14 protein-coding genes are annotated in these 15,611 nt (G+C 50.6%); 1 reads left to right on the plus strand and 13 read right to left on the minus strand.

Annotated features, from left to right (window positions below):
- Positions 1–11 precede the first annotated feature (11 nt).
- The 10 genes from GY634_RS14130 to GY634_RS14175 all read right to left on the minus strand — a co-directional run bounded on the left by GY634_RS14130 (position 12) and on the right by GY634_RS14175 (position 12,709).
- Positions 12–1,271 carry a ferredoxin reductase family protein gene (locus GY634_RS14130; RefSeq protein WP_207625613.1) on the minus strand — a complete coding sequence of 420 codons (1,260 nt, stop codon included), beginning with the start codon at positions 1,269–1,271 and terminating at the stop codon, positions 12–14.
- Between the two features lie 173 nt (positions 1,272–1,444).
- Entirely contained in the window at positions 1,445–2,689 is a 1,245-nt protein-coding gene (locus GY634_RS14135) for an ArsB/NhaD family transporter (RefSeq protein ID WP_166409376.1), read from the minus strand.
- Positions 2,690–2,854: 165 nt separating this feature from the next.
- Entirely contained in the window at positions 2,855–4,213 is a 1,359-nt protein-coding gene (locus GY634_RS14140) for an 8-oxoguanine deaminase (protein WP_207625614.1), read from the minus strand.
- 155 nt (positions 4,214–4,368) lie between these two features.
- Positions 4,369–5,703 (minus strand): nucleobase:cation symporter-2 family protein, encoded by a 1,335-nt coding sequence (locus GY634_RS14145; protein WP_166409378.1) that lies wholly within the window; start codon positions 5,701–5,703, stop codon positions 4,369–4,371.
- A gap of 273 nt (positions 5,704–5,976) precedes the next feature.
- Entirely contained in the window at positions 5,977–7,113 is a 1,137-nt protein-coding gene (locus GY634_RS14150) for a M20 family metallopeptidase (RefSeq protein ID WP_166409379.1), read from the minus strand.
- Positions 7,114–7,136: 23 nt separating this feature from the next.
- Positions 7,137–8,135, minus strand: a complete 999-nt coding sequence (locus tag GY634_RS14155) for an ABC transporter ATP-binding protein (protein ID WP_166409380.1) — start codon at positions 8,133–8,135, stop codon at positions 7,137–7,139.
- Complete coding sequence (locus GY634_RS14160; RefSeq protein WP_166409381.1) at positions 8,132–9,124, minus strand: ABC transporter ATP-binding protein; 993 nt, start codon at positions 9,122–9,124, stop codon at positions 8,132–8,134. The genes GY634_RS14155 and GY634_RS14160 overlap by 4 nt, the downstream gene beginning before the upstream one ends.
- Complete coding sequence (locus tag GY634_RS14165; protein WP_166409382.1) at positions 9,124–10,077, minus strand: ABC transporter permease; 954 nt, start codon at positions 10,075–10,077, stop codon at positions 9,124–9,126. The genes GY634_RS14160 and GY634_RS14165 overlap by 1 nt, the downstream gene beginning before the upstream one ends.
- A complete protein-coding gene (locus tag GY634_RS14170; RefSeq protein WP_166409383.1) occupies positions 10,077–11,054 on the minus strand; it encodes an ABC transporter permease in 978 nt (325 codons plus the stop codon). Before GY634_RS14170 ends, GY634_RS14165 begins: the two co-directional genes overlap by 1 nt.
- 38 nt (positions 11,055–11,092) lie before the next feature.
- Complete coding sequence (locus GY634_RS14175; protein WP_166409384.1) at positions 11,093–12,709, minus strand: ABC transporter substrate-binding protein; 1,617 nt, start codon at positions 12,707–12,709, stop codon at positions 11,093–11,095.
- Positions 12,710–12,884: 175 nt separating this feature from the next.
- On the opposite strand from GY634_RS14175, the gene GY634_RS14180 reads away from it, so the two are divergent.
- Positions 12,885–13,796: a LysR family transcriptional regulator gene (locus GY634_RS14180; RefSeq protein WP_166409385.1), complete on the plus strand. Its 912-nt coding sequence runs from the start codon at positions 12,885–12,887 to the stop codon at positions 13,794–13,796.
- Positions 13,797–13,889: 93 nt separating this feature from the next.
- Here the strand turns inward: GY634_RS14180 and GY634_RS14185 are convergent, their stop codons facing one another.
- Genes GY634_RS14185 through GY634_RS14195 form a run of 3 tightly spaced genes read right to left on the minus strand, consistent with a single transcriptional unit; the run spans position 13,890 to position 15,403 of the window.
- On the minus strand, positions 13,890–14,078 hold the full coding sequence (locus GY634_RS14185; protein ID WP_135863921.1) for a 4-oxalocrotonate tautomerase: 189 nt from the start codon (positions 14,076–14,078) through the stop codon (positions 13,890–13,892).
- Positions 14,079–14,099: 21 nt separating this feature from the next.
- Entirely contained in the window at positions 14,100–14,894 is a 795-nt protein-coding gene (locus GY634_RS14190; protein ID WP_166409386.1) for a class II aldolase/adducin family protein, read from the minus strand.
- Positions 14,891–15,403 carry an ureidoglycolate lyase gene (locus GY634_RS14195; protein ID WP_166409387.1) on the minus strand — a complete coding sequence of 171 codons (513 nt, stop codon included), beginning with the start codon at positions 15,401–15,403 and terminating at the stop codon, positions 14,891–14,893. The genes GY634_RS14190 and GY634_RS14195 overlap by 4 nt, the downstream gene beginning before the upstream one ends.
- Positions 15,404–15,611 lie beyond the last annotated feature (208 nt).

Raw genomic sequence — 15,611 nt, forward strand, 5'->3', positions numbered from 1 at the left:
CAGCGTGTGAGTTACCTAAACTCAAACAATTCATAATGAATGTTGTCAGCAGGGATAGCGTATTTTTCCATTAGGCTTTTGACGTGCTTGAGCAAGCCTTTGGGGCCACAAAAACTAATGTGTACCTGATCCGGGCGGGTGCTTTGCACAGCTTGCGCCAACGTGTTTTCTAGGGCATCACTACCGCTAGGGTTAGGTACCAGATGCACTGCAGCTTGTGTGGAGAGTTCTTGTATTCTTTCTAGGGTGGGAAACGCGCGGGACGGCTCAAAGCAGTACACCAAACTCACGCGTTCAAAGTGTCCTGTGTCGCGATCTTTTAGCCAAGAAATAAACGGTGTGATACCGACGCCTGCGCCTATCCATACCTCTTTTTGAGCGCTGTCTATGCGTTTAAAGCGGCCGTGAGGGGCTTTTACGTCTGCCACCATCCCCACTTTGGCTTGATCGTGCAGGGCTTTGGTGTAATCGCCTAAGGTGCGTATCACAAATCGAATATTGCCATTTTCGTTGTAGCTGCTGGCGATGCTAAAGGGGTGCGGTTCGCGCAAGCCTTTTTCTTGTATAGATAAAAAACCAAATTGTCCTGCTTGGAAAGGGAAGCCTTTACCTATAGGGGTGAGTTCCAGTTGTACGGAGCCGTGTGCTTGCGTAACCGCAACGATTTTATAGGTACCGCCAGGAGCAAGAAATTGATACAGCAGTAGCTTATACAGGGCGGCTACCACGCCCAGCGTACAGGTTAGTGCTAGCCAGATGCCGGCGGGGCTTTCTAAGGTAATGGGAGATTCGAAGCTTAGCCAATGCAGAATCACAATGATAAATAAGGGGCCAGATAGCTTATGCCACCAGCGCCATACTTGATAAGGAATATTGCGGTTCAGGGCTAAGATCACAATAAAGCCCAAGGCGACCAAGCTTAGCTGGCGTAGCATGCGCGTCCAGTAATTAGAAAGCTCCATGATGGGAGCGAGTTCCCACTGCCCCATTTTGGCTTTGAACACAAAGTGGAAGGTGGCAAGCAGCAATGCCCAAATACCTAACCACTTATGGGTTTCATAAATTCTATCTAGGCCGCCGTAGAGCGCTTCCACGATTCGCCAACGGCTGGCCAAAATACAGGATACGGCCATACAGACTAGTGCGGCGACGCCTGCAATTAAACTTAGAGTGGCAGAGTGTGCCCAAGTGAAGGAAGGGATTTGCAGTAATACCGTCAAGGTGGAGATGAACGCTATGCCACCTAGGGTGTGCCACGTTTTTATTGCCATGTCTATGCCTAGAAAGTGATGAAAGCAGATAACGCCTTGCTATATGCTACTGCTGAATGGCTAGGTGGCGCGGCATAGAAGAGTAAGCATTGATTAATGTTAAATCAGGAGTGCGAGCAATCCGTGCAGCCCTTGGGTGGGAAGTGCAGAGGGGCTGGCGCAAGACGGCATGGTTAGATAATCAACAGTAACCAGCCCATTGCCATGAGCATGCAAGCGACAGCAACGATGCCCCCTGAGCGGGTAAATTCTGCAAAGGATATTTTTACCCCGCAGCTAGCGGCTTGCTCCACCACAATAATGCCGGCCAAGCTACCAAATACAAATAAGTTACTGGAAAAGCCGGAGCCTAGTGTTAAGGCAGCTCCCAGTGCATCTTGTGTACCAGCGTCTGGGTGCAAGAAGGGAATAAGCAGCATGACAGCAGGGTTGTTGCCCACAATAGTGCTCAGTACACCGGTAGTCCAAAATAGCAGTAGGGGGTCGTTGAGGTTGACTCCCCATTCATTAAGATGGTGCAGCATATCTTGTGGCAAGCCCGTATTCGCGAAGGCCGCATTCACTACAAACAGCCCCATAATGAGCAGCAGTAGGTTGCCGTCCACATGCTTCAGCATGTCGCTAGAGGCAATCTTTCGGTTCATGAGTAAGAAGCCTGCAGCGGTTAAGGCGATCAGCTCACGAGGCCATAGGTCAACCATAAAAGCGATGATCACTAAAACGGTAATGAAGCCGGCTTTTAGGGTCTCCCAGCGGTCTAGCGGGGGCGAGGCCACAGCAGCTGGTACGGGAGAGGTAGGGCGTTCGTTAGCAGGTAAGGCCCAACGACCTCGGTATAACCATGCCAACACTGCCCAAATGACCAATAACGACAGCAAAGCAGGTAAGCCTGATACTTTCAGCAGCCCCATGAACGATAGATCCAAGCCCTGAGCGGCGATCATATTTTGAGGGCTACCTATTAAGGTGCCTGCGGCGCCGTTGTTGGCAGCAAAGCAAAAGCCCAATAAGAAGGGGATGGGATTAAGTCCGCGAGATAAGGTAATAGATACCAGTAGCGGTGTCATTGCCACTACAACCACGTCATTGGTGAGCAAGGCAGACAGCAGTCCGCCTACGCCAATGAGCACACCTAATAGTATGGGCTCACTGACTTTTAAAGACGCTACGCGTTGGGCTGTCCAATCGTAAAAGCCAGAAACAATAAAGCTGGATGACACCACCATCAGGCCAAACAGCATGCCTATAGTAGAGTAATCAATGGATTGCCATGCTTGGGCTGGGCTAATACTGCCTATAGCCATCATGGCGAGCGAACCAATCACCGCAGCGCCGGTACGGTCTACCTTGAGCCCGGGGAGTTTGCCAAAGCCCATGGCAATATAAACAAGCAAAAATACGATGACGGTTTGGGTCATGTGATGTCAGCCTGCAAAGAGGCAGTAGCCGTAAAAGAAAAAACAGATTGTACTGGATAGGGCTGACAAAAATAGGACAGGTAATGCGTAGTACTACTGATCAAGTACGTTAAAGAGTGCAAGGATACCAATGAGCGAGGGGTTGATAGCAACCCCTCTGATGGGTTAACTGGCGAGTAGTTGATGGCTGAGTTGGTTATGGGTGCGAACAATGTTGCGCACATCTACATGCTGGAACTGACCATCTTGTATCAGCACGCGGCCATTCACAATGTTGTGAGAGACGGCAGCGCTGCCGCACAGTAACGTGGCCGCAATAGGATCGTGCAGAGCGCCTGCATAAGCGAGGTCGTTTAAGTCAAAGGCAATAATATCTGCCGCAAAACCTGTGCTAAGTTGGCCTATGTCATGACGATTCAACACAGCAGCACCACCACGAGTGGCCGCCCATAAGGCTTCACGTGCGGTAAAGCGACGAGGGTCTTCAGCGGCAACGCGTTGCAGCAGCATGGCTTGGCGTGCTTCATTCAGTAAGTTGCCAGAGTCGTTAGAGGCACTGCCATCCACACCTAAACCTACTTTGACGTGTTGATCTAGCATGGCGCGTATGGGGGCAATACCAGAGCCTAAGCGCATGTTTGAACATGGGCAGTGGGCAATACCGGTACCGGTACGCGAAAACAGTTTAATGCCGTTATCGTCTAGGTGTACGCAGTGTGCGTGCCAGACATCAGGGCCTACCCAGCCTAGTTCCTCTACGTACTCGGCAGGTGTGCAGTTAAACTTCTCGCGTGAGTAGGCCAAATCGTTTTGGTTTTCGGCTAAGTGCGTGTGCAGCGACACATTTAGGCTGCGGGCTAGTACGGCACTTTCACGCATAAGGTCGCGGGATACTGAAAACGGTGAGCATGGAGCCAAGGCAATACGCAACATCGCACCATGGCTAGCATCATGATAGCGTTCTACCAAACGCTGCATATCGTTCAAAATATGCTGTTCATCTTCTACCAAGGTATCGGGGGGTAGGCCTCCTTTGCTTTCACCTACACTCATCGCGCCACGGCTGGCATGAAAGCGCATCCCCATTTCATGGGCGGCTTCAATGGTGTGGTCTAAGGTGCTGCCATTGGGAAATAAATACAGATGATCCGAGCTGGTGGTGCAACCACTGCGCAGCAGTTCGGCCATCGCGGTTTGGGTGGAGGCATGCAGCATAGGGGGTGTAATGCGCCCCCAAATCGGGTATAGCGTTTTTAGCCAACCAAACAGCTCGGCGTCTTGGGCTTTAGGCACGGCGCGTGTCAGTGTTTGGTACATGTGATGGTGGGTGTTGATTAGCCCCGGCATCACCACATGATGGCTAAGGTCTAGCGTTTGATCTACGGGCACATCGGGGCACTGCTCTTGAGGGCCTACGTACTCGATGAGGTTGTTGTTGATCAGGATAGCTGCTTGTTGAAGTTCATCCTGACTATCGTTCATGGTAGCCAGTGTATGGATATTGTTGAGCAGAATGCGTGTCATGGTTAAAACCCTAGTAATACCAGTCATGCCTTGGCGTGCAGAGGCACGATGTGGTGTTAAATGCCAATGGACTGATACGCGTACCGGCGGTACAAGGGCGGTTCCCTTGTTTGGTTAAACGGGGGATTGCTAGGCCCCGTTTAACCCAGATACAGTTAGGTTTGAGCCTGGGTGGCAGGCTGTTTTAAACCATTGAAATACAAATTCAGCAGTACAGCAGAAAAGGACGCTAACAAAATACCGCTGTGCAAAACAGGCTCTAACGAGTCGGGAAGCTGGCTAAAGAATTTCGGTGCTACGGTAGGAATCAGCGCCATCCCTAAGCTGATGGCCACAATAAAGGTGTTATGGCGCTGCTGTGCATAGTCTACTTGGGACAAAATACGAATACCTGTTGCTAAGACCATTCCAAACATCACAATGCCCGCACCGCCCAATACAAAGGTGGGGATAGAGGCTACTAATAGGGAAATCTTAGGTACCAAGCCTAACACCACCAGAATCACGCCAGCCATCACGCCCACCCAACGGCTACGTACACCGGTAATACCGACTAGGCCTACGTTTTGCGAAAAAGAAGTATGGGGGAAGGTATTGAAAAAACCGCCAATCACCGTACCTAAGGCATCGACGTTTAAGCCTTTTTCTAGCGCTTTACGGTCTACAGGGCGTTCTACAATTTCGCCTAGTGCCAAGAACATGCCCATGGACTCAATAAAGGTGATGAGCATTACTACGGTTAGGGTCACGATAGACCAGAGTTCAAACTTGGGGGGACCAAAGTGAAAGGGCAGAATCAAGGCAAACCATGCCATGTCGCCTATACCTTGTAGGCTGACTTCGCCCATGAACAAGGCAATCACAAAGCCAAAAGCCATACCTAGTAGTACGGCAATATTAGCAATGAAGCCGCGCACATAGCGGGTGATCAGCAGAATAAATATCAGTACGGCTAGCGAGGTCAGTAGGTAGCGAGGTGCACCATAATCAGGGCTACCTACACCACCAGCCGCCCAGTTAATCCCCACTCCGATAATGGATAAGCCAATAGATGTAATCACAATACCGGTGACCAGGGGCGGGAAAAACCGCATCACTTTCCCTATTAGTGGCACAAAGAGCAGGGAAATGGCTCCCGCTGCAATAGTTGCTCCAAAAATACCCTGTAAGCCCATGTCGGGGTTCATGCCTATGCTGACCATGGGGCCAACAGCAGCAAAGGTAACGGCCATAATCACGGGTAGCCTAATCCCAAAGCGCCCAAAGCCTATACATTGGATAAGCGTCACTACACCACAGCAAAAAAGGTCGGCACTGATCAAAAAAGCAATAGTAGCCTTGTCTAGATTGAGCGCGCCGCCAATGATTAGGGGGACGGCAACGGCCCCGGCGTACATCACCAGTACGTGCTGCAATCCTAGGGTAAAGAGCTGCATAAGAGGGGGGCGCGCATCGACGGGATGCGTCTGTTTGACTGCAGTGTTTTGCATGTTGTCTCCGGTAATTTTTATAGTTTGGTGCTTGTGCAATAGGGTAGGCTTAGGTCGTGCGGCCCTAAAAAAGTATCGCCAGCAGCGAATGGCCTGTCCATAGTTGAACTGGAATGACGGTTATTCCGATTTGCTGAACTTCATTGGGAAACGAGCATGAAAAAACCCCGCACACTAGGACTATTTTCCTAGTGTGCGGGGCTATAAATCGCAGTGCCTAACGCTGTATCTGGTGGAATACGAGCGAGGAACTCTCTTTAGGCAAACACGTGATTAGTTCAGACCTTTAAGCATTTTCTGCCAAAACACTAAACGTTCAGGCAAGGTCGAAACCAAAATATGTTCACGTAATGTGTGGGCACCATCGCCATCAGCACCTAAACCATCCAAAGTAGGAATGCCTAGCGCAGCAGTAAAGTTGGCATCGCTACCACCGCCAGTCATGGGGGCCTCTTCTAGTGTGAAGCCTGCTTCTTTTGCATAGGCTTGGGCTTTTTTTAGCAGAGCCGCCGTGGCCTCAGTGCGTGGCATAGGAGGGCGATTCACGGCAAACTTCACGTCTACCTCTACATCGGGGGTGACGGCTTTGAGCTGGTCTACTTTTTCGCGTAACACGTGTTCGGCTTCGGGGTCTGGAATACGGAAGTCCACATCTACTGAACAGTGCTCGGGCACTACGTTAGACGTAGTGCCGCCTTTAATGAGGCCTACACTCACGGTGATACCGCGCTCGTAATCTGTCATGGCCTGCAGGGCTAGCACTTGGTGCGCCATTTCCTGAATGGCGTTTCTACCTTTTTGGTGTTGCACACCAGCGTGGGCAGGGCGGCCATGAGTGGTGACATAAATGTGGCCCGTGCCTTTACGTGCTGTCACGCAGCGACCACCTTCAGCTCGTGCAGGTTCGCACACCAACACATAACGGGTATTGCGTGCAAATTTCTCAATGTGCTCGCGTGAGTAGAAGGTGCCGGTTTCCTCGTCTGGAACAATCACAAAATCAATGGGTAAGGCGCTGCTGTCTGGCTCAGAAAGTGAGCCCATGGCAGTAAGGGCTAACCATGTGCCTGCTTTCATGTCATAGATGCCTGGGCCGTACAGCCGGTCTTCTTCTTGGCGGAAAGGGTTGCGTTCTAAGGTACCCACTGGGTGCACGGTGTCGTAGTGGGCTAGCAGCATAATGCCGGGGCGATCATCACCGGCACGGCGGTTATGGAAATGCAACAAGGGGCCTGTTTCCTCGCCTAAGGACAACGTCTGTGTTTGTAGCCCAAGCGCGGTGGCATCGCGTAGCAGTATGTCAGCCATGGTGCGCAACGCGGCTGGATCATGGGAAGGAGACTCACACTCAACCCAGTTCTGGATATGGCGAATCATCTGATCAATAGAAAGCGGTGATGTGGAAGGCATAATCAATAACTTTATAAAGGTGGTCAGGCATCCAAGAGATGACAGGCAGCTTGGTGTTGGCTATTTAATGAACGAAGTACCGGTGCTTCCTCGCGGCAGCGTGGCATCGCGTGCGGGCAGCGCGGGTGAAACGCACAGCCAGACGGAGGATTAAGCGGAGAAGGTAGCTCACCCTTAATAGGGGTGAAGTTTCGCTTCTGGCGGGACATGTCTGGCATTTCAGCCAACAAGGCTTGCGTGTAAGGGTGTGCAGCATGGTTGAATACTTCGCTGGTCGGAGCGATTTCAACAATGCGACCTAAATACATGATGGCAACGCGGTCAGAAATATGACGTACAACGCCCAAATCATGGCTAATAAATAAATAGGTCAGGTTGCGCTGATCACGTAAATCCATGAACAGGTTGATCACTTGCGCTTGAATGGATACATCTAGCGCAGCAACCGGTTCGTCACATACCAAAAAAGAAGGTTGTACCATCAGGGCTCTGGCAATCCCTATACGTTGACGTTGACCACCAGAGATTTGATAGGGGTAACGATTGCGGTATTCTTTATCCAGACCGACCTCAGCAAGCGCTGCATCAACACGGTCAGGAATTTGGTCTGGAGTAGCCAGCTTATGTACTTTTAGGGCTTCACCCAGAATTTGGTGCAGCTGTTGTTTGGGGTTTAGCGAGGCTTGCGGGTCTTGAAAGATCATTTGTACGCCTAGGGTGTAATCCAATAAGGCTTTACCACGTAGGGTAGAAATATCGTGCTGCTGATAGTGGATACTACCCTCGCTTGGACGGATTAGGCCTGCGACCATGCGCCCTAACGTGGATTTACCGCAGCCAGACTCACCCACTAACCCCAATACTTCCCCTTTCTGAATGGAAAGAGAAATATTGCTGACGGCGTGTACGGTGGGTGGGGTAGTGTTGACCCCGCATAACCCTACCAATTTTTGTACTAAGTCGGGTTTTTTACTGAACTTCTTGCTCAGATCTCTGATTTCGATAGCAGGATGTGAGGTCATGCGTGTTCCTGTGTAGATGAGATAGGGGCATAGCAACTGTAATAGCGATCCCCTTGCCACGTTTGTGGTGGAACTGCAGTGGCACACTGGCTGGTTTGGTATGGGCAACGAGGCCTAAAGGTACAGCCAGCTTCTCTGCCTGTTAGCGTAGGAGCCATACCGTTAATTTGGGTAAGGCGTTTGCCAGGTAGGGTGGCAGTAGGCATGGAGCGTAGTAAGCCTTGGGTGTAAGGGTGGCGCGGCGAGCTGAGGATATCCGCCACGCTACCGTACTCCACAATACGACCGGCATACATGACGGCAACCTTGTCAGCCAATTCGGCCACCACACCTAAGTCGTGGGTAATCCAGATCATGGCAGTATTGTGCTCACGACAGAGCTGCTGCATTTGATACAGAATTTGCCCTTGGATGGTGACGTCTAAGGCTGTGGTAGGTTCGTCTGCTATGATCAAATCAGGGTGGTTCAGCATGGCAATCGCAATGGCCACACGCTGACGCATACCGCCTGAAAACTCATGCGGGTAACTGTTTAAGCGTTTTTCTGGGGCCGGGATTCCTACCATTTCCAACGCTTCAATACAGCGCGCCTCGGCCTGTTTTGCTGGCGTTTTAGGATAATGGCACTGAATGGCTTCCATCATCTGCTCTTTAATGCGCAGTACAGGATTCAACGTCATCAGAGGGTCTTGGAAGATCATGGCAATCTTGTTGCCACGCAGTTGGCGCAATTCTGCTTCTGGCATGTCTCGCAGGTTTTGTCCGTTAAACAAAACATCGCCAGATACGACCTCACCGGGTGGGTCTATCAAACCAAGCAGTGAAAAACCGGTGACGGACTTTCCTGATCCAGACTCGCCAACTAAGCCAATGATTTCGCCGCGTTCAACGCTAAGGTTGACGCCATCCACAGCTAGCCAAGCACCTTCGTTGGTATGAAATGCAGTACGTAAATCACGTACTTCCAGTAATGGGGTAGTAGTGTTCATTAGTGACGTGCATCCAGGCTAGTACGTAGGCGATCACCCACGATATTGATAGACAAAATCAGCAACAGCAGTGCAATGCCGGGGAAAATGCTGATCCAGTAATCACCAGAAAGCAGGTACTCGAAGCCACTGGAAATCAATAGGCCTAGCGAAGGTTCGGTAATCGGTACACCTACGCCAAGAAAAGACAGTGTCGCTTCCAGCACAATGGCTGTAGCGATCTGTACAGTCGCAAATACCATGATGGGGCCAGTACAGTTAGGCAGTAAGTGCAGCAACATAATGCGCCACGTAGGGAAACCTAAGTTTCTAGCGGCTTCTATGTATTCTTTGCTGCGTTCTTGTAGTACACGGCCACGCATAATGCGTGCGTAGTGTGCCCATTGCACAATAACCAATGCAAAGATCACTTTGTCTATGCCGCGACCCAGTACAGACAGCAACACTAGAGCTACCAAGATGGTGGGAAAGCCTAGGATGAAGTCCACCAGACGCATAATAAGCGTATCCACAATGCCGCCACGGTATGCGGCAATGAGACCTGCTAATGACCCAATGACGGTGGCAAGAAAGACAGCGCCTAAACCCACGAGCAAACTGATACGTAGACCATACAAAATGGCACTGAGCATGTCGCGGCCTTGTGAATCTGTCCCTAACCAGTAGGTCCAGCCATTCATGTTTTCAGAGCCGGGGGGTAAACGGCCATCTAAGATGTCCAAGGCCAGTAGGTCGTAAGGGTCTTGGGGGGCAAAGAAAGGGGCTACTAGAATAAAAGCAATTAACACAAATAGGGCAATCAGTGATCCGCGTACTGTGGGTCTGGATTGCAATCTGTGCAAAATTTTTGAACGCTTAGGCGTTTCCAGCAGGGGCTGGATACGCTTGATGGTGTCCGGCGTTGTGGCGGATGGCTCTTTAGGAGCCGCTGATGGGGGTAAATGGTTAGACATTAGTGACTTTGCTCCGTCAGTTGTACACGCGGATCAAGCACGGCATAAAGGATGTCAACGACCAGATTAATCAGCACAAATAGCAGGGTAACCAGCATGACGTATGCCACGATGACGGGTCTATCCAGCTGATATACGCTGTCGATCAGCAGCTTGCCCATGCCAGGCCAAGAAAATACTGTTTCGGTAATGGTGGAGTAGGCAATTAACGTACCGAACTCAATACCAATCACCGTAATGACGGGGATCATGATGTTACGCAGAATGTGTCGGTACACAATGCGGTTGGGGTTAATACCCTTAGCGCGTGCGAACTTTACATAGTCTTGGTGCATGGCTTCAGAAACGCCAGCTGCTGTCATGCGCAAAATTAAGGCAATGTTAGCGATAGCCAAGTTCACTGCAGGCAAAATAATGTGAGACCAGCCCTCGGAGCTAAAGAGGCTAAGTGGCACGCCTAATACCGTAACGGTAGGGCCACGGCCCGAAGCAGGCAGCCATCCTAGCCATACTGCAAACAGCAGGATGAGCACCATCCCCTGCCAAAAGTTTGGTAGTGAAAAGCCCAGTACAGAACCTGCCAAAATACCTCGGCCCAAGCGTTGCTCACGGTGTAAGCCAGCCACCATACCCAACGGGATACCGATAGTACAGGTTAAAAACATAGCCACTAGCACCAGTTCTAGGGTGGCAGGGAAACGAGACAGAATTAGGCTGCTGGCAGGAATACCATGTACAAAAGAGATGCCCAAATCACCATGTAGCATGCGCCAGAAAAAACTACCGTATTGTTGCCAAATGGGTAGGTCCAATCCCAAGCGCGCAATCAAGGCTTCACGTTCAGCCTGACTGGCGCTGGGGCTGACTAGCAGCTCAAGCGGGTCTCCCACGGTGTACACCGCAAAGAAAACCACGATAGAAACTGCTAGCAGTACAAATAGGCTCTGCAAGAGTCTACGCAGAATAAAAACAGACAAGGTATTAACCCCTTAACGCTAGAAAAATCGAGTAGGGGTTAGTTGGCGGGCTTCGCAGCCGTACCCATAGTGCGTTGGTCAGCGCGACCTTCATAGGTCAAACCTTTACGAAACGCCCATACGCCACTTTCAAAGTGCAGAGGAATATGTGCCATGTCTTTCAGCGCGAGATTAACGCTTTGTTGTAGCAATTCGCTGCGACGTGCATCGTCCATAGTGCGAATAGCTTCCAAGTAGGCAGCATCCAGTTCGGCGTTGGAATAGCCACCGTAGTTACTGCTACCTACGCCTAGCTCTGGGTTGCGCGTAGTGACCCAGTATTGGATGAAGTTGCTGGCTTCACCGGTTTCAGATCCCCAACCACCCAAGGAAGCACTGAAGTCCAGTTTGGCACGTCTAGGGAAGTAGACTGAGCTAGTCATGGTGTCTACGCTGGTTTTGACGCCAATGCGGCTTAAGTATTGAGCAATCGCTTGGGTTAACTGACCATCGTTGATATAGCGGTTGTTGGTGGCCGATAGTGTCAGTTCAAAGCCGTCAGGGTAGCCTGCTTCAGCCAGCAACTCTTTTGCGCGGGCAGGGTTGTATTCCAGCGCAGGTGCGCCTTCAATGCTGCCAAACATGCCTTCAGGTAAATACTGGTTGGCGGGTGTAGCAATGCCATCCATGATGCGATCCACCAGCGTTTTGCGATCAATTGCCATGGAAAGCGCTTGGCGTACACGTACATCTTGTAGTGGGTTGTCGTTTGGCCCTTTAGGTGATTTCACAAAAGGACTAGGAGCGCGGCCTACGTCCAATTGGAAGAACATAATGCGCACAGAGGGTTTAACTTCATATTCAAAGCCACTGTCGCTAATGCGTTTCAAGTCGCGAGCTGCTGGGTTTTCGATTAGGTCAAAGTCGCCAGACAGCAAGCCAGTCAAGCGTGGGCCCGCAGCGGGTACTGCTGTCATTTGAATGGTCTGCCAGTGATTGGGAGTTTTACCCCAGTAGTTCTCGTTACGCTCCAACGTAATACCAGAACCTTTTACATAGGATTTCAAGGTATAGGGGCCTGTGCCAATAACCGGCTTCCCAGCATTAAAGTCAGTGACGGTTGGCCATGTACTGGTTACTCCACAGCCTTCTTGTGGTGCATAGGTGAGGTTTTCAAAGGTGGCAATCCCGCTCCAGATCATAGGAATACGGGCAAGTTCGTTTGGTAAGACAGGGTATGGGGAGGCAGTTTTTAAATGTACTGTTTGCGCGTCTGGTGCTTGGATATCCACGATACGGCGCGCTACGTTAGTCGCACCACCACCAATCGCAGTTTCGTTATTCAAGATACGACAGAAGCTGTAGATCACGTCATTGGCGGTAAAGGCTTCGCCATTGGAGAAGCGCGCCTTAGGGTCCAGCTTGAATTCCCATGTGTTGTCATCAATAGCTTGCCATGATTCTGCCAATGCAGGTTGCAGCACCATGTCTGGACTCATTGCTACAAGAGGCTCAAAAATGTGCGACAAAAATGCTTCGTTAGGCGTGGTCTGGTGATAGTGTGGGTCAGCAGCGGTAGGTTCTGATGCCAAACCTATTTTCAGTGTTTGTGCTGAAACAGAGGCGCTAAAGGCTGTAAACAGCAAGGTCAGCAAAGTAAGGTTTTTCAGCTTCATGATGTATCCAGAAAAAGAGGGCACTATGGTTTTATGATGCTTTGCATTCTAGGAGTCAGGAAGTTGAGTGAACAATCATGGTTTCTACTAATTCGTAATTAATAGCAAATACTTTGCTTTTATTAGAAAATAGAATGAAAAGTAGGGTATCACACGGTGAGTAGAGGAGAGGTTGATGCAAAGTTTGGCCTTTAAGTACTTCGTGGAAGTAGCGGAGTATGGCAGTTTGAGTGCCGCGGCAGAAAAGTTAGGTGTAGCTATTTCGGCGGTCAGCAGGCAGGTCTCAATGTTGGAGGAACGTGTAGGTACGGCACTGTTTGAGCGTGGTGTACGTGGTATGGCATTGACCGAGGCAGGAGTGATGCTATTGCAGCATGCTCGGCGACAGAGATTAGAAACAGATGCTACTTTGCAGGAAATTTCACGCCTTCAGGGGATGGCACAAAATCATATACGCATTGCGTGTACACAGGGCCTGGCTAATCAGCTAGTGCCCAAAACCATTGCTGGGTTTCAGAGAGAGTGGATAGATACAACGTTTGATTTATGGATAGATAAAGCGGCGACGGCAGCAGGTAGGGTGGCGGATGGTAATGCGGATATTGCGATTACCTTTAGTTATAAGCCTGTAGATAATGTGGAGGTACGTTATGTGCAGCGTTCCCCCGCCTTGGCGGTAATGAGCAGCTCACATCCTTTGGCATTGCGTAAGCAGCTTACTTTGCAAGAGATAAAAGACTATCCGGTGGCTTTGACGGACCACGATACTTCTACTCGAAAAATGTTCGAGATGGCATGCAATATTAGTGGGATACAGATTAAGCCGGCATTAAACAGTAATTACGCACAAACACTGCACAGCTATGTGCGTTATAGCGAGGCGGTATTATTTGCAAGCTATGTTTCTGTGGCTGATTTGTTGGGCCAACAAGGTTTAGTGGCGGTGCCGCTATTGGATCAGGAAATGCATGCACGCAGTTTGCAGGTGCAGGTGATGAAAGGACGTTTACTGCCGCCAGTTGTAGAGGCGTTTATCACTATGATGATTAGGGATTTAGAGCAAGTACGGTTATCGGCGCCTGTGTAGCCGTGCTAAGAGGCTTAGTCGTATAAACAAGCATAAAAAAACCCCGTCAGACACAAGGTGCACTGACGGGGTGAGGCAAACAAAACCGTAAATTTATTTTTTATCCGACCACAGCACGCCGCCTGTTGCCCAGTTTTCGCGTTTTACATCGACAAAAACGATGTCTACCGCTTCAGGGGAACAACCCAGCACACGGCAGGATTCGGCTGTCAGGGCTTCGGCCAATTCACGTTTTTTTTCTACAGTACGGCCTTCAAAAAGTTGTACGGTAATAGAGGGCATGGTGTTTCCTTGTGTATGAAATCAGGTGTTGAAATCGGGTTCTTCGCGTAGCAGTTTACGCAAGAGTGAGGCCCATTCCAACTCACCGTCGGGAGTAGGGCCTAAGGCGAGGTTTGCTTGGGTTTGATGCAGCACCTCGTCAGAGGGTTGCACAAGCTGGTCAGAGGCCGACATTGCGGCTAGTTGAGTCATACAGGACTTATCCAAATCAAACATCAACACATAGGCTTCGGCAACGGTGCGGCCACAGGTAAGCGAACCATGATTACGTAGCAGCATGGCTGAGTTGTTTCCCAGCGATGCTAACAGACGCCCTTGCTCGGCAGCGCTTAAGGCAAGGCCTTCGTAGTCGTGATAGGAAATATGGTTCCAGAAACGCATCGCGTGTTGTGACAAGGGCAGTAGGCCTTGCTTGAGTGCGCCTACCGCGATGATGGCATCGTTATGCAGGTGCATAACACAATGCGCATCAGCGCGAGCGTGGTGCACAGCACCGTGTATAGCAAAACCAGTAGGGTTGCCGCGTCGTCCCGTGCCATCAATCACATTACCTTGGGTGTCTACCAACAGTAGGTTGGATGCAGTGATTTCCTCAAACCTAAAGCCATAGGGGTTCATGAGGTAAGCATTATCACGGTCTGGCACACGCATAGAAATGTGCGTATAGATTTGGTCATCCCAGCCGTGGCGCGAGGCTAATCGGTAGGCAGCCGCCAAGTCCACGCGGGCACGCCATTCGGCAGGGCTGATCTCCGCAGGTCGCGCTGCATAAAGCGTGCTACCCGGAGCGGTGCGTGGGTCTAGGGGGTGAATCATGCCGTGCTGCCCTCGAGTTCGGCGATTAAGGCTGTGTGATGTAAATTCACAACATCACAGTTATCGCCTGGGCCTTTGCGATCAATCACAATAAAGTCCACCACAGATTCTAGTCCTAGCAATGGGTGGTGCCAGACGCCGGTGGCGTAGTTCACCCCTTGGTCGCCACGCGCTAAAAATAAGCGCAAATCACTGGCTTTAGGGGCGTCACCTTTGGGGGCCACCACAACCAGATAAGGTTGGTTAGACATGGGGATGAACGCTTGGCTGCCTTTGGGGTGACGCTCCATCATGGTCACGGTAAAAGGCAGAGTGCGGGGCTGGCCGCGGAAGATAGATACGATAGCCTGGCCGTCAGCACCAGGGTCTATAGTCGCCAAGTCGTGGTAACGCTGGGTATTGCCGTCGTTGATGCTAAATTGCTGTGCATGTTCAGAGGCTTCGATTACATCGCCAAAGGGGGCGAATGCGTCGTGCGTTAACGTCTCCAGCTTTAAGACTAGGCTCATGCGTATCTCCTTCACTATTATAGGTATAGCAGGTCGGCGCTAGGCACGACCTGCGAGCAATGACTGACGGTATTGCCCTACTAGTATTATCGATATTTTGTGGCGCTAGACTAGTGCTGTGCAGGTCTATTCAGCCCAAGGTTTTTCTATTTGCCCAGCGTGGATGCAGGGCAAGGGTATAAAAAAAGCAGACAGGTGTCTGCTTTGT

It is taken from the genome of Paenalcaligenes suwonensis, assembly GCF_011290505.1.
In the GTDB taxonomy this organism is placed as follows: Bacteria; Pseudomonadota; Gammaproteobacteria; order Burkholderiales; family Burkholderiaceae_B; genus Paenalcaligenes; species Paenalcaligenes suwonensis.